Source organism: Micromonospora sp. NPDC049801 (genome assembly GCF_040656575.1).
Classification (GTDB): Bacteria; Actinomycetota; Actinomycetes; order Mycobacteriales; family Micromonosporaceae; genus Micromonospora.
Map to the genome: position 1 here is coordinate 328,337 of NZ_JBFAMS010000007.1, position 16,959 is coordinate 345,295.

30 protein-coding genes are annotated in these 16,959 nt (G+C 67.8%); all 30 read right to left on the bottom strand.

Annotated elements, in window-relative coordinates:
* Positions 1–5: 5 nt before the first annotated feature.
* Positions 6–413, bottom strand: a complete 408-nt coding sequence (rpsK, locus tag AB0I89_RS16045) for a 30S ribosomal protein S11 (RefSeq protein WP_030329919.1) — start codon at positions 411–413, stop codon at positions 6–8.
* A gap of 17 nt (positions 414–430) precedes the next feature.
* Complete coding sequence (rpsM, locus tag AB0I89_RS16050) at positions 431–811, bottom strand: 30S ribosomal protein S13 (RefSeq protein ID WP_007465236.1); 381 nt, start codon at positions 809–811, stop codon at positions 431–433.
* A gap of 266 nt (positions 812–1,077) precedes the next feature.
* Entirely contained in the window at positions 1,078–1,191 is a 114-nt protein-coding gene (rpmJ, locus tag AB0I89_RS16055; protein ID WP_012184307.1) for a 50S ribosomal protein L36, read from the bottom strand.
* Positions 1,192–1,282: 91 nt separating this feature from the next.
* Positions 1,283–1,504: a translation initiation factor IF-1 gene (gene infA / locus AB0I89_RS16060; RefSeq protein WP_007073013.1), complete on the bottom strand. Its 222-nt coding sequence runs from the start codon at positions 1,502–1,504 to the stop codon at positions 1,283–1,285.
* Between the two features lie 301 nt (positions 1,505–1,805).
* A complete protein-coding gene (locus AB0I89_RS16065) occupies positions 1,806–2,372 on the bottom strand; it encodes a DUF1707 domain-containing protein (RefSeq protein WP_357126500.1) in 567 nt (188 codons plus the stop codon).
* 185 nt (positions 2,373–2,557) lie between these two features.
* On the bottom strand, positions 2,558–3,409 hold the full coding sequence (gene map / locus AB0I89_RS16070; protein WP_357126503.1) for a type I methionyl aminopeptidase: 852 nt from the start codon (positions 3,407–3,409) through the stop codon (positions 2,558–2,560).
* A gap of 88 nt (positions 3,410–3,497) precedes the next feature.
* Positions 3,498–4,151, bottom strand: a complete 654-nt coding sequence (locus AB0I89_RS16075) for an adenylate kinase (RefSeq protein ID WP_088950228.1) — start codon at positions 4,149–4,151, stop codon at positions 3,498–3,500.
* Complete coding sequence (secY, locus tag AB0I89_RS16080; protein ID WP_355050755.1) at positions 4,152–5,480, bottom strand: preprotein translocase subunit SecY; 1,329 nt, start codon at positions 5,478–5,480, stop codon at positions 4,152–4,154.
* Positions 5,481–5,712: 232 nt separating this feature from the next.
* Positions 5,713–6,156 carry a 50S ribosomal protein L15 gene (gene rplO, locus AB0I89_RS16085; protein ID WP_357126507.1) on the bottom strand — a complete coding sequence of 148 codons (444 nt, stop codon included), beginning with the start codon at positions 6,154–6,156 and terminating at the stop codon, positions 5,713–5,715.
* Positions 6,156–6,338, bottom strand: coding sequence for a 50S ribosomal protein L30 (gene rpmD, locus AB0I89_RS16090; RefSeq protein ID WP_030329904.1), 183 nt, complete (start codon positions 6,336–6,338; stop codon positions 6,156–6,158). Before rpmD ends, rplO begins: the two co-directional genes overlap by 1 nt.
* Positions 6,338–6,952, bottom strand: a complete 615-nt coding sequence (gene rpsE / locus AB0I89_RS16095) for a 30S ribosomal protein S5 (RefSeq protein ID WP_007465263.1) — start codon at positions 6,950–6,952, stop codon at positions 6,338–6,340. The genes rpmD and rpsE overlap by 1 nt, the downstream gene beginning before the upstream one ends.
* A gap of 33 nt (positions 6,953–6,985) precedes the next feature.
* Positions 6,986–7,375, bottom strand: coding sequence for a 50S ribosomal protein L18 (rplR, locus tag AB0I89_RS16100; RefSeq protein ID WP_357126510.1), 390 nt, complete (start codon positions 7,373–7,375; stop codon positions 6,986–6,988).
* Positions 7,372–7,914 (bottom strand): 50S ribosomal protein L6, encoded by a 543-nt coding sequence (rplF, locus tag AB0I89_RS16105; protein WP_355050757.1) that lies wholly within the window; start codon positions 7,912–7,914, stop codon positions 7,372–7,374. Before rplF ends, rplR begins: the two co-directional genes overlap by 4 nt.
* A gap of 16 nt (positions 7,915–7,930) precedes the next feature.
* Positions 7,931–8,338 carry a 30S ribosomal protein S8 gene (gene rpsH / locus AB0I89_RS16110; protein WP_007465270.1) on the bottom strand — a complete coding sequence of 136 codons (408 nt, stop codon included), beginning with the start codon at positions 8,336–8,338 and terminating at the stop codon, positions 7,931–7,933.
* Positions 8,339–8,453: 115 nt separating this feature from the next.
* Complete coding sequence (locus tag AB0I89_RS16115) at positions 8,454–8,639, bottom strand: type Z 30S ribosomal protein S14 (protein ID WP_007073023.1); 186 nt, start codon at positions 8,637–8,639, stop codon at positions 8,454–8,456.
* Between the two features lies 1 nt (position 8,640).
* The gene (gene rplE, locus AB0I89_RS16120) at positions 8,641–9,207 is read right to left on the bottom strand and encodes a 50S ribosomal protein L5 (protein ID WP_355050758.1); all 567 of its coding nucleotides are present in this window, start codon (positions 9,205–9,207) and stop codon (positions 8,641–8,643) included.
* Positions 9,207–9,527, bottom strand: coding sequence for a 50S ribosomal protein L24 (gene rplX / locus AB0I89_RS16125; protein ID WP_007465276.1), 321 nt, complete (start codon positions 9,525–9,527; stop codon positions 9,207–9,209). The genes rplE and rplX overlap by 1 nt, the downstream gene beginning before the upstream one ends.
* Positions 9,524–9,892 (bottom strand): 50S ribosomal protein L14, encoded by a 369-nt coding sequence (rplN, locus tag AB0I89_RS16130; protein ID WP_007073026.1) that lies wholly within the window; start codon positions 9,890–9,892, stop codon positions 9,524–9,526. Before rplN ends, rplX begins: the two co-directional genes overlap by 4 nt.
* 97 nt (positions 9,893–9,989) lie before the next feature.
* Complete coding sequence (gene rpsQ, locus AB0I89_RS16135) at positions 9,990–10,268, bottom strand: 30S ribosomal protein S17 (protein WP_355050759.1); 279 nt, start codon at positions 10,266–10,268, stop codon at positions 9,990–9,992.
* Positions 10,265–10,501: a 50S ribosomal protein L29 gene (gene rpmC, locus AB0I89_RS16140; protein WP_007465283.1), complete on the bottom strand. Its 237-nt coding sequence runs from the start codon at positions 10,499–10,501 to the stop codon at positions 10,265–10,267. The genes rpsQ and rpmC overlap by 4 nt, the downstream gene beginning before the upstream one ends.
* On the bottom strand, positions 10,501–10,926 hold the full coding sequence (gene rplP / locus AB0I89_RS16145) for a 50S ribosomal protein L16 (RefSeq protein WP_073834927.1): 426 nt from the start codon (positions 10,924–10,926) through the stop codon (positions 10,501–10,503). Before rplP ends, rpmC begins: the two co-directional genes overlap by 1 nt.
* Positions 10,927–10,929: 3 nt before the next feature.
* Positions 10,930–11,799, bottom strand: a complete 870-nt coding sequence (gene rpsC, locus AB0I89_RS16150; protein WP_091402401.1) for a 30S ribosomal protein S3 — start codon at positions 11,797–11,799, stop codon at positions 10,930–10,932.
* On the bottom strand, positions 11,799–12,257 hold the full coding sequence (rplV, locus tag AB0I89_RS16155) for a 50S ribosomal protein L22 (protein ID WP_089018943.1): 459 nt from the start codon (positions 12,255–12,257) through the stop codon (positions 11,799–11,801). The genes rpsC and rplV overlap by 1 nt, the downstream gene beginning before the upstream one ends.
* 42 nt (positions 12,258–12,299) lie before the next feature.
* Positions 12,300–12,581: a 30S ribosomal protein S19 gene (rpsS, locus tag AB0I89_RS16160; protein WP_007465299.1), complete on the bottom strand. Its 282-nt coding sequence runs from the start codon at positions 12,579–12,581 to the stop codon at positions 12,300–12,302.
* A gap of 12 nt (positions 12,582–12,593) precedes the next feature.
* Positions 12,594–13,433: a 50S ribosomal protein L2 gene (gene rplB / locus AB0I89_RS16165; protein ID WP_355050760.1), complete on the bottom strand. Its 840-nt coding sequence runs from the start codon at positions 13,431–13,433 to the stop codon at positions 12,594–12,596.
* A 12-nt stretch (positions 13,434–13,445) separates the two neighbouring features.
* Complete coding sequence (gene rplW / locus AB0I89_RS16170) at positions 13,446–13,748, bottom strand: 50S ribosomal protein L23 (protein WP_088998352.1); 303 nt, start codon at positions 13,746–13,748, stop codon at positions 13,446–13,448.
* A complete protein-coding gene (gene rplD / locus AB0I89_RS16175) occupies positions 13,745–14,395 on the bottom strand; it encodes a 50S ribosomal protein L4 (protein WP_357126515.1) in 651 nt (216 codons plus the stop codon). Before rplD ends, rplW begins: the two co-directional genes overlap by 4 nt.
* Positions 14,392–15,057, bottom strand: coding sequence for a 50S ribosomal protein L3 (rplC, locus tag AB0I89_RS16180; protein WP_355050762.1), 666 nt, complete (start codon positions 15,055–15,057; stop codon positions 14,392–14,394). The genes rplD and rplC overlap by 4 nt, the downstream gene beginning before the upstream one ends.
* An 11-nt stretch (positions 15,058–15,068) precedes the next feature.
* Positions 15,069–15,377 (bottom strand): 30S ribosomal protein S10, encoded by a 309-nt coding sequence (gene rpsJ, locus AB0I89_RS16185; RefSeq protein WP_007073037.1) that lies wholly within the window; start codon positions 15,375–15,377, stop codon positions 15,069–15,071.
* A 350-nt stretch (positions 15,378–15,727) separates the two neighbouring features.
* Positions 15,728–16,921 carry an elongation factor Tu gene (gene tuf, locus AB0I89_RS16190; RefSeq protein ID WP_355050763.1) on the bottom strand — a complete coding sequence of 398 codons (1,194 nt, stop codon included), beginning with the start codon at positions 16,919–16,921 and terminating at the stop codon, positions 15,728–15,730.
* Positions 16,922–16,959: the final 38 nt, after the last annotated feature.

Sequence of the window (16,959 nt, forward strand, 5' to 3'; positions counted from 1 at the left end):
ACCTCTCAGACCCGACGACGCTTAGGCGGACGGCACCCGTTGTGCGGCTGCGGGGTGACGTCGGCGATCTGGCCGACCTCCAGCCCGACGGCCTGCAGCGAACGGATAGCGGTCTCCCGGCCGGAGCCGGGGCCCTTGACGAACACGTCGACCTTGCGCATGCCGTGCTCCATGGCGCGACGCGCGGCGGCCTCGGCGGCCAGCTGCGCGGCGAACGGAGTCGACTTGCGGGAGCCCTTGAAGCCAACCTGGCCCGCGGAGGCCCAGGAGATGACCGCACCGGTCGGGTCCGTGATGGACACGATGGTGTTGTTGAAAGTGCTCTTGATGTGCGCCTGCCCGTGGGCGACGTTCTTGCGTTCCTTGCGCCGGACCTTCTTGACAGCGGCTCCGGCACGAGCCTTCGGTGGCATAAGTCTGTGCGCTCCTATTACTTCTTGCCGGGCTTCTTCTTGCCGGCGACGGTCCGCTTCGGGCCCTTGCGGGTCCGCGCGTTGGTCTTGGTCCGCTGGCCACGCACGGGCAGGCCCCGGCGGTGCCGGATGCCGGCGTAGCAGCCGATCTCAACCTTGCGGCGGATGTCAGCGGCGACCTCGCGGCGCAGGTCGCCTTCAACCTTGTAGTTGCCCTCGATGTGGTCGCGGAGCTGCACGAGCTCCTCGTCCGTGAGGTCCCGAGCGCGCTTGTCCGGCGAGATGCCGGTAGCGGCGAGCGTCTCCAGGGCGCGGGTTCGACCGACCCCGAAGATGTAGGTGAGCGCGATCTCCATCCGCTTCTCGCGGGGGAGATCCACGCCGACTAGACGTGCCATGTGCGGGCGTACTCCTCGTGATGTGTGGCGGAGGTGTGGACCCGTCCCACCCCGCTACCGGCCGTCCCGTCTTTCCGACGCCATCAGCGCCGGCGACCGGGATCGGTCGCTGCCCAAGCGGGCCCCGGCCTCCGACCGGGGGTCAGCCACGAAAGGAGTACGCCTCGCGTACCGCTCGCGGCTGGGACGAGCATGTGTGATGTGTGTGTCGCTGAGGAACTGCCCGGACCAACACCACCCGGCCGTGTTCGGCCGGACGGGCTGAGTCAGCCCTGGCGCTGCTTGTGGCGCGGGTCGGTGCAGATGACCATGACCCGGCCGTGCCGGCGGATAACCCGGCACTTGTTGCAGATCCTCTTGACGCTCGGCTTGACCTTCACGGTTGCCTTACTTCCCATCTGGCCCGGCAACGCGCCATGCGCGAGACCGGACGTCGAAGACGGACACGGGACTTCCCGGCCGCCGTCAGGACTACTTGTAGCGGTAGACGATGCGCCCGCGGGTCAGGTCGTACGGCGAGAGTTCGACGACGACCCGGTCCTCCGGCAGGATGCGGATGTAGTGCTGCCGCATCTTGCCGCTGATGTGAGCCAACACCTTGTGGCCGTTCGCGAGCTCCACGCGGAACATGGCGTTCGGCAGGGGCTCGATGACCCGACCCTCGATCTCAATGGCTCCGTCTTTTTTCGGCATGTCCTCCGCTGTCCTGACGTCGATTGCTCCGGGCGACCCACAACGTCTTACACGGAAATCTGACCAGAATCAGAAGACCGCGCCAGCCGCGGCTCCGGGACCCACCGAAGCGCAGGGTGGGCATGCCGGAGTGGACGCTGTGCGCCGATCAGAAAGTGTACGCCCGCCTGCCGCCCACCGCCAAACCACCCACCCACCACGACCCGCAGCCTCTGGTTGATCATGAAGTTATCGCCATGACACGCCGGGCCCCGAGGGCAGTAACTTCATGATCGACGGGGATCTGGGTGGGGTTTGTGAGTCAGGTGGGGGGTGGGGTTTTGTCTGGTTCGGTGGAGCGGAGTTGGCGTCTGCGCTCTCGCTTGGCGCGCTTGCGCTGGCGACGACGCTCCCGCTCGATCGCCTGCCGCCGGGGCTCCCCCGCGGCCAGCCCACCCACCGTCCGAAGCACCAGCACCACACCCCACGGCCCGGCCACCCAGACCGGCCAGAAGTAGAGCAGGTCCTGACTCAGCAGCGAGGTCACGCCCCAGATGGTCACCACGATGGCAAGCACCTTCAGGTACGGGAACCACACCTCGCCCAGCCAACGATTGGTGTCGCCGATCGCGAACGAGGCGAGTCGGCCGCTGGACGGCTGGGCCACCGGGCCAGGCGACTGCGGGGCCGGCTGCGCCGCAGGCGACATCGGCGGCAGGTCCGACAGCAGCGGATCCAGTTCCGCGTACGTCCGCGCAGCGTAGGCCCGCTGCAACCGCTCGTCGTACTCGTGCAGGTCCAACCGACCCTCGTTGAGGGCGGCCCGCAACCGTTCGGCCACCGCTTCCCGGTCCGCGTCCGCCGCTCGCATCCCGTCGCGCCCGTCCATGCCGGCAAGCATGCCACCGCCCCACCAATCCGTCCCGCCCGGTTGCCCTGCCCTCGATCGACCCGACATCAGGGCAATCGGGGTTTCCATGGCGGTGGGACAGGGCGACCTTCCGGAACCCGAGTCGATCAACCGACTGGCCCGCCCGGTCGGGACCGTCAGGGGGTGGTGGAGGCGGCGGGCCGTCAGGGGGTGGTGGAGGCGGCGGGCTGGCGGGCCGTCACGAGGTCGCCGAGTCGGGCCCGGCCCCCGTCGAAGGCGGTGAGCACCCAGACGCCGTCGGGCAGGAGCGCCATCGAGTGCTCGACGTGCGCCGCGATCGACCCGTCCCGGGTGACCACCGTCCAGCCGTCGGCCAGTTCGACCGTACGGGGCGAGGCCATGGTGATCATCGGCTCGATCGCCAGGGCCATGCCCGGGACCAGACGCGGCCCCTTGCCCGGCCGGCCGTGGTTGAGCACGTGCGGATCCTGGTGCATCTCGGTGCCGATGCCGTGCCCGCCGTAACCGTCGACGATGCCGTACCGGCCGCCCTTGCGGACCGCGGTCTCCACGGCGTGCGAGATGTCGGTGAGCCGGCCCTTGCCGCTGGCCGCACCACGGGCCGCGGCGGCGATACCGGCCCACATGGCGTCCTCGGCCACCTCAGCCATCTTCAACAGCGCCGGATCGACCTCGCCGACCCCGACGGTGATCGCCGAGTCGCCGTGCCACCCGTTCAACACGGCACCGCAGTCGATCGAGATCAGATCGCCCTCGGCGAGCACCTGGTTCGACGATGGGATGGCGTGCACGATCTGCTCGTTCACCGAGGAGCAGATCGACGCCGGGAAGCCGTGGTACCCCTTGAACGACGGGACGGCGCCCGCCTCGCGGATCGTCGACTCGGCGATGGCGTCCAGATCGGCGGTGCTCACACCGGGCGCAACAGCCTCGCGCATCCGGCGGAGCGCCTCGGCGACCACGAGTCCGGCCGCGCGCATCTTCTCGATCTGGTCAGGGGTCTTCAGCTGGATGTCCAGCTGGGGACGACGCATGGAGCGGTTACCTTTCGTTGCCGAAACAGCGGGGCACGTCTCGCGTACCCCGCTGTTCGCACTCTATCCGCCGCGGTGCGGCCGGGCCTCAGCCGCCGTACGACCGCAGGGCGTCGATGGCCCGGGTCGTGACGTCCTCCACCGGGCCGGTGGCGTCGATCCCGACGAGCTTGCCCTGGGCGCCGTAGTAGTCGACCAGGGGGGCGGTCTTCTCGCTGTACTCCCGCAGGCGGGTGGCGATGGTCTCCGGCTTGTCGTCGTCGCGCTGGAACAGCTCGGCGCCGCACCGGTCACAGATGCCCGGACGGGTGGTGGCGTCGAACTCGACGTGCCAGATCTTGCCGCAGCCGCGGCAGGTACGCCGGCCGGAGAGCCGCCGGATCACCTCGTCGTCGTCGACCACCAGCTCCAGGACCAGGTCCAGAGCGGTGCCCAGGTCGGCGAGGAGCTTGTCCAGAGCGGCTGCCTGCGGAGTGGTCCGCGGGAAGCCGTCGAGGAGAAAGCCCTCGCTGGCGTCGGGCTCGGCGAGCCGATCCCGGACCATGTTGATGGTGACCTCGTCCGGAACCAGCTCGCCCGCGTCCATGTAGCGCTTCGCCTCGACGCCCAGTGGCGTGCCCTGGGTGACGTTCGACCGGAAGATGTCCCCGGTCGAGATCTTGGGCACCGAGAGGTGCGCGGCGATGAACTCGGCCTGCGTGCCTTTGCCCGCGCCCGGCGGGCCAACCAGAACGAGTCTCATCTACCGCAGGAACCCTTCGTAGTTCCGCTGCATGAGTTGGCTCTCGATCTGCTTCACGGTCTCCAGACCGACGCCGACCATGATGAGCACAGCGGTGCCACCGAACGGGAAGTTCTGGTACTGCTGGTTGTCCAGCCAGATGAAGAAGAAGTTCGGCAGGATCGAGATGACGCCCAGGTAGAGCGCGCCCGGCAGGGTGATCCGGCTGAGGATGAAGTCCAGGTAGTCGGCGGTCGGCTTGCCCGGACGGATGCCCGGCACGAAACCGCCGTACTTCTTCATGTTGTCCGCGACCTCGGTCGGGTTGAACGTGATCGACACGTAGAAGTACGTGAAGAAGATGATCAACAGGAAGTAGACCGTGATGTAGATCGGGCTGTCCGGGGCGACCAGGTTGTTCTGGATCCAGGCCTGGACCTTGCCCGGGTCGTTCTGGTCGAAGAACTGGAGAGCCAGCTGCGGCAGGTAGAGCAGCGACGACCCGAAGATGACCGGGATGACGCCCGCCTGGTTGACCTTGAGCGGGATGTAGGTCGAGGTGCCGCCGTACATGCGCCGGCCGATCATCCGCTTGGCGTACTGCACCGGAATCCGGCGCTGCGCCTGCTCGATGAAGGTGACCGCCGTGATGACCACCAGGACCAGCGCGATGACCAGGGCGAACATGTCCCAGCCCTTGCTGGTCTTGATCTGCCAGCCCTCGCTGGGCAGGCGGGCCGCGATCGAGGTGAAGATCAGGACGGACATGCCGTTGCCGACGCCGCGGTCCGTGATCAGCTCGCCGAGCCACATGACCATGCCGGTGCCGGCGGTCATCGTGATCACCAGGATGGACAGCGTCAGCCAGTCCGGGATGCCGGTGCCCTCGGGGATGATCGGGAACTGGTCGCAGCGGTTCTGGAACAGCTGCCCGGAGCGGGCCAGGGCCACGAACGCCGACGCCTGCAGGACACCCAGACCCAGGGTCAGGTAGCGGGTGTACTGCGTGATCTTCGCCTGGCCGGCCTGGCCCTCCTTGCGGAGCTGCTCAAGGCGCGGGATCACGACGGTCAGCAGCTGCAGGATGATCGACGCCGTGATGTAGGGCATGATGCCCAGCGCGAAGACCGAGAGCTGGAGCAGCGCTCCGCCGGAGAATAGGTTGAGCAGATTCAGCGGGCCCGTCGTGTCGCCCGAGATGGAGTCGAGGCACTTCTGCACGTTGCCGTACGAGACGCCGGGGCTGGGCAGCGTGGCACCCAGCCGGTAGACCGCGATGATGCCTACTGTGAACAGCAGCTTCTTGCGCAGGTCAGGCGTACGGAACGCACTGAGAAAGGCGGACAGCAACTTCTTCCTCCTGCGCGAGGCGGGCCGCCGGTGATCCCTGGCGGGTCGGGGTGAATCCCGGGCGAGTGCCCGGAATCCATGGCTGGGATGGGACTCTAACAGCCCTGTCCCACTCCGGGCAGGTGTGCCCGGCTACATAAACCGATTCCGATATTACCGGGCGCTCAGGCCCCAGGCAGACCTAGGCGCCCGCCAGTTGCTCGCAACTGGACGGGCGCCGAGGTCGTACGCCTTACAGCTCGGTGGCAGAGCCACCGGCGGCGGCGATCTTCTCCTTGGCCGACGCGCTGAACGCGTGCGCCGACACCTGGAGCGCCACCCCGCCGAGATCCCCGGTGCCGAGGACCTTGACCGGCTGGCCCTTGCGGACCGCGCCGGCCTCGACCAGCTCGATCGGGCCGACCTGGCCGCCGTTCGGGAACAGCTCGGCGAGCCGGTCCAGGTTGACCACCTGGAAGACCACCTTGAACCTGTTCTTGAAGCCCTTCATCTTCGGCAGGCGCATGTGGATGGGCATCTGCCCACCCTCGAACGCCGCCGAGATGTTCTTGCGGGCCTTGGAGCCCTTGGTACCGCGACCGGCGGTCTTGCCCTTGGAACCCTCACCGCGACCCACACGGGTCTTCGCGGTCTTGGAACCGGGCGCCGGGCGCAGGTGGTGCACCTTGATCGTCATTACTCGACCTCCTCGACCTTCACGAGGTGGTTGACCGTGAAGATCATGCCGCGAATCTCGGGCCGGTCCTCCTTGACCACCACGTCGTTGATCCGCTTGAGACCGAGCGAACGCAGCGAGTCACGCTGGTTCTGCTTGGTCCCGATACCGGACCGGAGCTGGGTGACCTTCAGGCGTGCCATCAGCGCGCCACCCCCGCCCGCGACGCCAGCATGGCGGCCGGCGCGACGTCCTCCACCGGCAGACCACGACGCGCTGCGACCTGCTCGGGGGACTCGAGCCCCTTCAGGGCCGCCACGGTGGCGTGCACGATGTTGATCGGGTTCGACGAACCGAGGCTCTTGGAGAGCACGTCGTGGATACCGGCGCACTCCAGCACGGCACGCACCGGACCACCGGCGATGACACCCGTACCGGCCGAGGCCGGCTTGAGCAGCACCACACCGGCCGCGTCCTCACCCGTCACCGGGTGCGGGATCGACTGACCGATCCGCGGCACCTTGAAGAAGTGCTTCTTGGCCTCCTCGACACCCTTGGCGATGGCCGCGGGCACCTCCTTGGCCTTTCCGTAGCCCACGCCGACCGTGCCGTCGCCGTCGCCCACGATCACCAGGGCGGTGAAGCTGAAGCGACGACCACCCTTCACGACCTTGGCGACGCGGTTGATCGCGACGACCCGCTCAAGGTGCGGGGTCTTCTCGACGGGCGCGTTTCCGCGGCCGCCCTCACGGCGGTTGTCGCGGCGACCACCCTCGTTGCCACCGGACCCGCCGCCACGGCGCTGTTGACCTGGCATCAGCAGCCTTCCTTATCTCTCGTGACGGGGTTGTTAGAACTCGAGCCCGGCTTCGCGGGCGGCGTCGGCAAGCGCGGCGACTCGGCCCGCGTACCGGTTGCCACCGCGGTCGAAGACGACCTTGGAGACGCCAGCGGCCTTGGCCCGCTCGGCGAGCAGGGCGCCCACCTTGCCGGCGAGGGCGCTCTTGTCGCCCTCCGTACCGCGCAGCGAGGCGTCCAGGGTCGACGCCGACGCCAGGGTGTGGCCCTTGGTGTCGTCGACGATCTGGGCGACCATGTGCCGCAGCGAACGGGTGACGACCAGGCGCGGACGCTCGGCCGTACCGGTGACGTTCTTGCGGACGCGGAAGTGCCGACGCGCACGCCCAACGGCGCGCTTGGCGGCGACGCCGCGGCGGCGCTTGAGCAGCGTGGCGCTCACTTCTTACCTGCCTTTCCAGCCTTGCGGCGGATGACCTCGCCCTGGTACTTCACGCCCTTGCCCTTGTAGGGCTCCGGCGGACGGATCTTCCGGATGTTGGCGGCGACCTCACCGACCTGCTGCTTGTCGATGCCGGCCACGTGGAACAGGGTCGGCCGCTCCACCGTGAAGGTGATGCCCGCCGGGGCGGGGACGACCACCGGGTGCGAGAACCCGAGCGCGAACTCGAGGTCCGAACCCTTGGCGGTGACCCGGTAACCGGTGCCCGCGATCTCCAGGCTCTTACGGTAACCCTCGGTCACGCCGACGATCATGTTGGCGACCAGGGTACGGCTCAGGCCGTGCAGTTCCTTGGCCTTGCGCTCGTCGTTCGGGCGGCTGACGTTCAGCTGCCCGTCCTCCGCGCGCTCGATCGTGATCGGCTCCGCGATGGTGTGCTGGAGCTCGCCCTTCGGGCCCTTGACCTTGACGGTCTGCCCGTCGATCGTGATGTCGACGCCGGATGGCACCGGGATCGACTTACGTCCAATTCGCGACATTTCTACCAGTCTCCCGTTACCAGACGAAGGCGAGGACTTCCCCGCCAACACTCCGCTTGCGGGCCTGCCGGTCGGTCAGCAGTCCCTGGGACGTCGAAATGATCGCCACGCCCAGCCCACCGAGCACCCGCGGGAGCCCGTCCGACTTGGCGTACACCCGGAGACCGGGCTTGGACACGCGCTTGATGCCGGCCAGGCTCCGCTCGCGGTTCTGGCCGTACTTCAGCTCGACGACCAGTCGCTTGCCGACGGCGCCCTCCTCGGGCTCCTCGACCGACCAGGTGGCGATGTAACCCTCGGCCTTCAGGACCTCGGCGATGTTCGCCTTGATCTTGGAGTAGGGCATCTTCACCTGATCGTGGTACGCCTGGTTGGCGTTACGCAGACGCGTGAGCATGTCTGCGATCGGGTCGGTCATCGTCATGGATTTCGTCAGCCTTTCTCGCCGGGGTTCCCGGGGCACCAGCCCCGGGCCTACGGCGAAGAGCAATACCTAATCGGTGCAGGAGTTCCCGGCCGGAGCCGGGACGCGGTCGCCCTTACCAGGAAGCCTTGGACACACCCGGCAGTTCACCGCGGTGGGCCATCTCCCGGATGCAGACCCGGCAGAGCCCGAACTTGCGGTAGACCGCCTTCGGACGCCCGCACCGCTGGCAGCGGGTGTACGCGCGAACCGAGAACTTCGGCTTCGCGGCCGCCTTGAGGATCAGCGCCTTCTTGGCCATCTCAGTTCTCCTTGAACGGGAAGCCCAGGAGCTTGAGCAGCGCCCGGCCCTCGTCGTCGGTCGTGGCGGTGGTGACCACCGTGATGTCCATGCCCCGCTGGCGATCGATCCGGTCCTGGTCGATCTCGTGGAACACCGACTGCTCGGTCAGACCGAACGTGTAGTTGCCGTGCCCGTCCAGCTTGCGCCCGTCCAGACCGCGGAAGTCGCGGATACGCGGCAGCGCGATGGAGAGCAGCCGGTCCAGGAACTCCCACATGCGGTCGCCGCGGAGGGTCACCTTCGCGCCGATCGGCATGCCCTCGCGGAGCTTGAACTGCGCGATGGACTTGGTCGCCCGCCGCACCTGCGGCTTCTGGCCGGTGATCGTGGCGAGGTCGCGGACCGCGCCGTCGATCAGCTTGGCGTCGCGAGCGGCCTCGCCGACACCCATGTTGACGACGATCTTGACCAGCCGCGGCACCTGCATGGGGTTGCCGTAGCTGTTCTGCTCACGCAGCTGGGCCACGATCTCGTTGCGGTACCGCTCCTTGAGGCGCGGCATGGTCTTTTCGGTAGCCGTGGTCATCACAGGTCCTTACCGGTGCTACGCGCGATGCGGACCTTCTGGCCGTTGTCGTCGATCCGGTAACCGACGCGGGTCGGCTTGCCGTCGGAGTCCAGGACCTGCACGTTCGAGACGTGGATCGGGGCCTCCTGGGTGACGATGCCGCCGGTCTTGGCGCCACGCTGGGTGGTGCTGATGCGGGTGTGCTTCTTGACCCGGTTCACGCCCTCGACCAGGACCTTGTCCTGCCGCGGGTAGGCCGCGATGACCTTGCCCTTGGCGCCCTTGTCCTTGCCGGCGATGACGACGACCGTGTCGCCCTTCTTGACCTTCACGGTCACAACACCTCCGGCGCGAGGGAAATAATCTTCATGAACCGCTTGTCCCGCAGCTCCCGGCCCACCGGGCCGAAGATACGGGTTCCACGCGGGTCCCCACCGTCCTTGATGATGACGGCGGCGTTCTCGTCGAAGCGGATGTACGAGCCGTCCGGCCGCCGCTTCTCCTTGGCCGTGCGAACGACGACCGCCTTGACGACGTCGCCCTTCTTCACACCGGCACCCGGGATCGCGTCCTTGACCGTGGCCACGATGACGTCGCCGATGCTCGCGTAGCGCCGACCGGAGCCACCGAGAACCCGGATGCACAGGATCTCCCGAGCACCCGTGTTGTCGGCGACGCGCAGTCGCGACTCCTGCTGAATCACGTCTATCTCCTATGTCTGCCGGTTCTCCGGCCGCCGTGGCGGCCGGAGCCTGGCGGAACCTACGCCCGACGCAACGCCGGGCGAGCTCGAGCCTTCGCTACTTGGCCTTTTCCAGGATCTCCACGATCCGCCAACGCTTGGTGGCGCTCAGCGGCCGGGTCTCCATGATCAGGACCCGGTCGCCGGTGCCAGCGGCGTTCTGCTCGTCGTGCACCTTCAGCTTGCTCGTACGACGCATGATCTTGCCGTACAGCGCGTGCCGAACCCGGTCCTCGACCTCGACCACGACGGTCTTGTCCATCTTGTCGCTGACCACCAGGCCCTCGCGGACCTTGCGGCGCGCGCGGGTGGCGTCAGCGGTGGTGTTCTCGGTCATGATGCAGTCACCTCAGTCGGCGCGGCCGAGAGCCCCAGCTCGCGCTCGCGCATGATCGTGTAGATCCGGGCGATCTCCCGACGGATGACCTGCAGCCGCCGGTTGTTGTCCAGCTGCCCGGTTGCGGCCTGCACGCGGAGGTTGAACAGCTCCGCCTTGGCCTCCCGCAGCTTCGTGACCAGCTCCTCCTCGGAGAGCTCACGCAGCTCGGTCGCCTTAACGCCCGCTGCCATCAGGATTCACCCACTTCGCGCGTAACAATGCGGCACTTCATCGGGAGCTTGTGGATCGCGCGACGCATGGCCTCACGCGCGATCTGCTCGTTGGGGAACGACATCTCGAAGAGAACCCGTCCCGGCTTGACGTTGGCGACCCACCACTCGGGCGAACCCTTACCGGAACCCATCCGGGTCTCGGCAGGCTTCTTGGTGAGGGCCTGGTCCGGGAAGATCGTGATCCAGACCTTGCCGCCACGCTTGATGTGACGGGTCATCGCGATACGCGCCGACTCGATCTGGCGGTTGGTCACGTACGCCGGCTCGAGAGCCTGGATCCCGAACTCGCCGAACACCACCCGGTTACCACCCTTGGACGCGCCGTGGCGGTCCGGGTGGTGCGGCTTGCGGAAGCCCTTCGGGGGCTTGCGCGGCATCAGCATCTGTCAGCCCTCCTGCTGCGTTTCAGCCGGAGCAGCAGTGGCGGCGACAGCAGCGCTGTCGACCGGCTCGCCGCTCGGCGTCTCGGCCTGCTGCGCGATGGTGGTCGCAGCAGCCCGACCGGCCTCGGTGCCACCAGCCGTGGTGCCGGACGAACCCGACCGGCCACGGCGCGGACGCTCGGGACGGTCGCCGCGCTCACCACGACGCGGGCGGGACGGACCGGCCTCGGCCGGAGCCTCCCGGCCCGGGACGGCGTCGCCCTTGTAGATCCAGACCTTCACGCCGATCCGGCCGAACGTGGTACGGGCCTCGAAGAAGCCGTACTCGATGTTGGCCCGCAGCGTGTGCAGCGGAACCCGGCCCTCACGGTAGAACTCGGTCCGGCTCATCTCGGCGCCGCCGAGGCGACCCGAAACCTGAACCCGGATGCCCTTGCAGACCGGGTTCTTCATGGCCGACTGCATGGCCTTGCGCATCGCCCGACGGAAGCTGACCCGGCTGGACAGCTGCTCGGCCACGCCCTGCGCGACGAGCTGAGCGTCCGACTCGGGGTTCTTCACCTCGATGATGTTCAGCTGGACCTGCTTGCCGGTGAGCTTCTCCAGCTCGCCGCGGATCCGGTCGGCCTCCGCACCCTTACGGCCGATGACGATGCCCGGCCGGGCGGTGTGGATGTCGACGCGGACGCGGTCGCGGGTGCGCTCGATGTCGACCTTGGAGATCCCGGCACGCTCGAGGCCCTTGGACATCATGCGGCGGATCTTGACATCCTCGCCGATGTAGTCCTTGTAGAGCTTGTCCGCGAACCAACGGGACTTCCAGTCGGTCGAGATGCCGAGCCGGAACCCAGTGGGGTGAACCTTCTGACCCATTACTCGGCGTCCTCCGTCTTGCTCTGCGCTTCGGCCGGTGCGGCCTGCGTGGCCGGGGCGGCCTTCTTCGCCGCGGCCTTCCTCGGCGCTGCCGGCGCGACCGCCTCGACCGCCACGGTGATGTGACAGGTGCGCTTGCGGATCCGGTACGCCCGACCCTGCGCCCGCGGCTGGAACCGCTTCATCGTCGGGCCCTCGTCCACGAACGCCTCGCTGACGAGCAGCGCGTCGGGGTCCAGCCGCTCGTTGTTCTCCGCGTTGGCGATCGCGCTAGCGAGCACCTTGTACACCTGCTCGCTCGCAGCCTGCGGCGCGAACTGCAGCACCGTGAGCGCCTCCTTCGCGGGCAGGCCGCGGACGAGGTTGACCACCCGGCGCGCCTTCATCGGCGAGATGCGCACGTGCCGCGCAACCGCCCGCGCGCCCGGAAGCACCGGAGCGTCGCCCTTTCCTGGCATCGCTGTAACCCCTTGTTCCCTCTATCCGTATGCCTGGCGGCGTCAGCGCCGACGGCTCTTCCGGTCGTCCTTCTCGTGACCCTTGAAGGTGCGGGTCAGCGCGAACTCGCCGAGCTTGTGCCCGACCATCGCCTCGGTCACGAACACCGGGACGTGCTTGCGTCCGTCGTGCACGGCGATCGTGTGCCCGAGCATCTCGGGGATGATCGTCGAGCGCCGCGACCAGGTCTTGATCACGTTCTTGGAGCCCTTGTCGTTCTGAACTTCCACCTTCTTGAGCAGGTGGTCGTCGACGAACGGGCCCTTCTTCAGGCTGCGAGGCATGTCTTATCTCCCTCAGCCGCGCTTACGCGTGGCGTAGCGGCGGCGGACAATCAGCTTGTCGCTCGCCTGGCCCTTACGGCGGGTGCGGCCCTCGGGCTTACCCTGCGGGTTGACCGGGTGGCGACCACCGGAGGTCTTACCCTCACCACCACCGTGCGGGTGGTCGACCGGGTTCATGGCGACACCACGGACGGTCGGGCGCTTGCCCTTCCACCGCATCCGGCCGGCCTTACCCCAGTTGATGTTCGACTGGTCGGCGTTGCCGATCTCGCCGATGCTGGCGCGGCAACGCACGTCCACCCGCCGGATCTCGCCGGACGGCATACGCAGGGTCGCGTACACGCCCTCGCGGCCGAGCAGCTGGATGCCGACGCCGGCGGAGCGGGCGAGCTTGGCCCCGCCGCCCGGACGCAGCTCCACGTTGTGGATCGTGGTACCGACCGGGATGTTGCGCAGCGGCAGGTTGTTACCCGGCTTGATGTCGGCGCCCGGACCGGACTCGACGCGGTCGCCCTGCTTCATGTCCTTCGGCGCGATGATGTACCGCTTCTCGCCGTCGGCGTAGTGCAGCAGCGCGATGCGCGCGGTGCGGTTCGGGTCGTACTCGATGTGGGCGACCTTCGCCGGCACGCCGTCCTTGTCGACCCGCTTGAAGTCGATCAGACGGTACTGGCGCTTGTGACCGCCACCGTGGTGCCGCGTGGTGATCCGGCCGTGGGCGTTACGCCCGCCCTTCTTCGGCAACGGAGCCAGCAGCGACTTCTCCGGCGTAGACCGGGTGATCTCGGCGAAGTCGGCGACGCTGGAGCCACGACGGCCCGGCGTCGTCGGCTTGTACTTACGGATAGCCATTGTCTACACCCCTCAGCTGACCGGGCCGCCGAAGGCCTCGATACGGTCACCGTCAGCCAGCTTCACGATCGCCCGCTTGGTCGCCTTGCGCTGACCGAAGCCGGTCTTGGTGCGCTTGCGCTTACCCTGGCGGTTGAGCGTGTTGACCGTCAGGACGCGGACGTCGAAGATCTGCTGGATAGCGATCTTGATCTCGGTCTTGTTCGCGTCCGGGTGCACCAGGAAGGTGTACCAGTTCCGGTTCAGCTCGCTGTAGCTCTTCTCCGAGACGACCGGCGCCACGATGATGTCGCGCGGGTCGGCGATCGTGCTCACTTGCCACCCTCCTCGGTGGTCTCGGCGGGCACGCCCAGGAACTCGTCCAGGGCGTCCTTGGTGAAGACCACGTCGTCGGCCACCAGCACGTCGTACGTGTTCAGCTGGCCGGACTCGATCAGGTGCACCCGCGGCTCGTTGCGCAGCGACACCCAGTTCAGCTCGTCGGTGCTGCTCAGCACGACCAGGACCCGACGGGCCTCGGTGAGCTTGGCAAGCGTGGCCAGAGCGGCCTTGGTCGACGGCTTCTCGCCCGAGACGAACGCCTCGACGACGTGCACCTGCCCGGCGCGGGCCCGGTCGGAGAGGGCACCCCGCAGTGCGGCGGCCTTCATCTTCTTCGGGGTCCGCTGGCTGTAGTCGCGCGGCACGGGACCGTGCACCACGCCACCGCCGGCGAACTGCGGCGCGCGGATCGAGCCCTGCCGGGCGCGACCGGTGCCCTTCTGCTTGTACGGCTTCTTGCCGCCACCGGCGACCTCGCCGCGGGTCTTGGCCTTGTGCGTGCCCTGTCGGGCCGCCGCGAGCTGGGCCACCACGACCTGGTGCATCAGCGCGACGTTGGCCTGCACGTCGAAGATGTCCGCCGGCAGCTCGACCGAGCCGCTGGTGGTGCCTTCGACGGTGCGCACGTCAACGGTGGTCACTTGGCCGCACCGCCCTTCTTCACCTTGCTCTTGGCCGCGGTACGGACCAGAACGAGCGCGCCCTTGGGACCAGGAATGGCACCCCGGACGAGCAGCAGGTTGTTCTCGGTGTCGACCGCCTGGACGGTGAGGTTCTGCACGGTGTAGCGCACGCCACCCATGCGGCCGGCCATCCGGGTGCCCTTGAAGACACGACCCGGGGTGGCGCAGGCGCCGATGGAGCCGGGCGAGCGGTGCTTGCGCTCGACACCGTGGCTGGCGCGCAGACCGTGGAAGCCGTGCCGCTTCATCGGGCCGGCGTAGCCCTTGCCCTTGGTCTTGCCGGTGACGTCGATCGTGACGCCCGCCGGGAACTCCTCGACCGTGACCTCCTGGCCGAGCGAGTACTCCGACGCGTCCGTGGTGCGCAGCTCGACGATGTGCCGGCGCGGCGCCACGTCCGCCTTCGCGTAGTGCCCGCTGACCGGCTTCTTCACCTTGCGCGGGTCGATCGTGCCGTACGCCAGCTGGACCGCGGAGTAACCGTCCTTCTCGGCGCTACGAACCTGGCTGATGACGCACGGGCCGGCCTCGACCACGGTCACGGGAACAACCTTGTTGTTGTCCCAGACCTGGGTCATGCCGAGCTTGGCGCCCAGGATCCCCTTGACTTGCCTGTCCATTTGTCCGGTCCCTACAGCTTGATCTCGATGTCGACGCCAGCCGGCAGGTCGAGGCGCATGAGCGAGTCGACCGTCTTCGGGGTCGGGTCGATGATGTCGATCAGCCGCTTGTGCGTGCGCATCTCGAAGTGCTCGCGCGAGTCCTTGTACTTGTGCGGCGAGCGGATAACGCAGAAACGGTTGATCTCCGTGGGCAGCGGCACCGGGCCCGCGACCTGCGCCCCGGTACGCGTCACCGTCTCGACGATCTTCCGAGCCGAGGAGTCGACGACCTCGTGGTCATAGGCCTTGAGCCGGATGCGGATCTTCTGTCCCGCCATGGTGGCTTCTGTTCCTTCTCTCGATGCCGCTGTGTTGCGGGCGCCTGTACCGGCTGGCACAGGCCCACTTCGCCGACCCCCGCGGTCGGGCGTGTCGCGCCCTCGGGCCAGGCTCCGCCCCGGGGTTCCGGAGTGGTGCTGACCGCGCGGTGGGTCAAGGCGCCGATCGCACTACCGCGACCTGAACGCCGTGCGAGGGTGGTTGGCGACTGGGCCGCCAACCACCCTACGCTCGACTGTCTCGCCACCCGGAGGTTCAGCGAAAGCCGAACACAGGCGACGAACTGTCGTTACGCAACCTGACTAGTATGCCGCACGACCGGCGGCGGGTCTAATCGGGGTTACCCAGGTCACTTCTGGATCTTGGTGACGAACCCGGCGCCGACGGTGCGGCCACCCTCGCGGATCGCGAACTTGAGGTTCTCCTCCATGGCGATGGGCTGGATCAGCTTCACCGACATGGTGGTGTTGTCACCCGGCATGACCATCTCGGTGCCCTCGGGGAGGGTGACGACACCGGTGACGTCCGTGGTCCGGAAGTAGAACTGCGGGCGGTAGTTCTGGAAGAACGGGGTGTGCCGGCCGCCCTCCTCCTTGGAGAGGATGTAGACCGTCGCCTCGAACTCCGTGTGCGGGGTCGTGGTGCCCGGCTTGACGACCACCATGCCGCGCTCGACGTCCTCGCGCTTGATGCCACGCAGCAGCAGACCGACGTTCTCGCCCGCGCGGGCCTCGTCGAGCAGCTTGCGGAACATCTCGATACCGGTGCAGACCGTCTTCTGCGACTTCTCGCGGATACCGACGATCTCCACCTCCTCGTTCGGCTTGAGGATGCCGCGCTCGGCGCGACCGGTGACGACGGTGCCACGACCGGTGATCGTGAAGACGTCCTCGATGGGCATGAGGAACGGCTTCTCGGTCTCGCGCTCCGGCTGCGGGATCGCGGTGTCGACCGCGGTCATCAGGTCCAGGAGCTTGCCGGTCCACTCGGGGTCACCCTCGAGGGCCTTCAGCGCCGAAACCCGCACGACCGGCAGGTCGTCACCCGGGTACTCCTGCGAGGAGAGCAGCTCACGGACCTCGAGCTCGACGAGCTCCAGGAGCTCCTCGTCGTCGACCATGTCGCTCTTGTTGAGCGCCACGACGATGTACGGCACGCCAACCTGACGCGCGAGCAGCACGTGCTCACGGGTCTGCGGCATCGGGCCGTCGGTCGCCGCGACCACCAGGATCGCGCCGTCCATCTGCGCGGCACCGGTGATCATGTTCTTGATGTAGTCCGCGTGGCCGGGGCAGTCCACGTGCGCGTAGTGCCGCGACTCGGTCTGGTACTCGACGTGCGCGATCGAGATCGTGATGCCGCGGGCCTTCTCCTCCGGCGCCTTGTCGATCTCGTCGAACGGCGTGTACGGGTTCAGGTCCGGGTACTGGTCGTGCAGGACCTTGGTGATGGCCGCCGTCAGCGTCGTCTTACCGTGGTCGATGTGACCAATGGTGCCGATGTTGACGTGCGGCTTAGTCCGCTCGAACTTAGCCTTCGCCACTGGTGTCCTCCTGTGGACTTCTTGGTTCGTACGCCCGG

Bases quoted from the DNA above. Each gene is read 5' to 3' on its own strand.
- rpsK (WP_030329919.1), bottom strand. From the start codon at position 413: ATGCCACCGAAGGCTCGTGCCGGAGCCGCTGTCAAGAAGGTCCGGCGC.
- rpsM (WP_007465236.1), bottom strand. From the start codon at position 811: ATGGCACGTCTAGTCGGCGTGGATCTCCCCCGCGAGAAGCGGATGGAG.
- infA (WP_007073013.1), bottom strand. From the start codon at position 1,504: ATGCCGAAAAAAGACGGAGCCATTGAGATCGAGGGTCGGGTCATCGAG.
- AB0I89_RS16065 (WP_357126500.1), bottom strand. From the start codon at position 2,372: ATGGACGGGCGCGACGGGATGCGAGCGGCGGACGCGGACCGGGAAGCG.
- map (WP_357126503.1), bottom strand. From the start codon at position 3,409: ATGCGTCGTCCCCAGCTGGACATCCAGCTGAAGACCCCTGACCAGATC.
- AB0I89_RS16075 (WP_088950228.1), bottom strand. From the start codon at position 4,151: ATGAGACTCGTTCTGGTTGGCCCGCCGGGCGCGGGCAAAGGCACGCAG.
- rplO (WP_357126507.1), bottom strand. From the start codon at position 6,156: ATGACGATCAAGGTGCACCACCTGCGCCCGGCGCCCGGTTCCAAGACC.
- rpmD (WP_030329904.1), bottom strand. From the start codon at position 6,338: ATGGCACGCCTGAAGGTCACCCAGCTCCGGTCCGGTATCGGGACCAAG.
- rpsE (WP_007465263.1), bottom strand. From the start codon at position 6,952: ATGCCAGGTCAACAGCGCCGTGGCGGCGGGTCCGGTGGCAACGAGGGT.
- rplF (WP_355050757.1), bottom strand. From the start codon at position 7,914: ATGTCGCGAATTGGACGTAAGTCGATCCCGGTGCCATCCGGCGTCGAC.
- rpsH (WP_007465270.1), bottom strand. From the start codon at position 8,338: ATGACGATGACCGACCCGATCGCAGACATGCTCACGCGTCTGCGTAAC.
- AB0I89_RS16115 (WP_007073023.1), bottom strand. From the start codon at position 8,639: ATGGCCAAGAAGGCGCTGATCCTCAAGGCGGCCGCGAAGCCGAAGTTC.
- rplE (WP_355050758.1), bottom strand. From the start codon at position 9,207: ATGACCACGGCTACCGAAAAGACCATGCCGCGCCTCAAGGAGCGGTAC.
- rpsQ (WP_355050759.1), bottom strand. From the start codon at position 10,268: ATGACCGAGAACACCACCGCTGACGCCACCCGCGCGCGCCGCAAGGTC.
- rpmC (WP_007465283.1), bottom strand. From the start codon at position 10,501: ATGGCAGCGGGCGTTAAGGCGACCGAGCTGCGTGAGCTCTCCGAGGAG.
- rplP (WP_073834927.1), bottom strand. From the start codon at position 10,926: ATGCTGATGCCGCGCAAGCCCCCGAAGGGCTTCCGCAAGCCGCACCAC.
- rpsC (WP_091402401.1), bottom strand. From the start codon at position 11,799: ATGGGTCAGAAGGTTCACCCCACTGGGTTCCGGCTCGGCATCTCGACC.
- rplV (WP_089018943.1), bottom strand. From the start codon at position 12,257: ATGCCAGGAAAGGGCGACGCTCCGGTGCTTCCGGGCGCGCGGGCGGTT.
- rpsS (WP_007465299.1), bottom strand. From the start codon at position 12,581: ATGCCTCGCAGCCTGAAGAAGGGCCCGTTCGTCGACGACCACCTGCTC.
- rplB (WP_355050760.1), bottom strand. From the start codon at position 13,433: ATGGCTATCCGTAAGTACAAGCCGACGACGCCGGGCCGTCGTGGCTCC.
- rplC (WP_355050762.1), bottom strand. From the start codon at position 15,057: ATGGACAGGCAAGTCAAGGGGATCCTGGGCGCCAAGCTCGGCATGACC.
- rpsJ (WP_007073037.1), bottom strand. From the start codon at position 15,377: ATGGCGGGACAGAAGATCCGCATCCGGCTCAAGGCCTATGACCACGAG.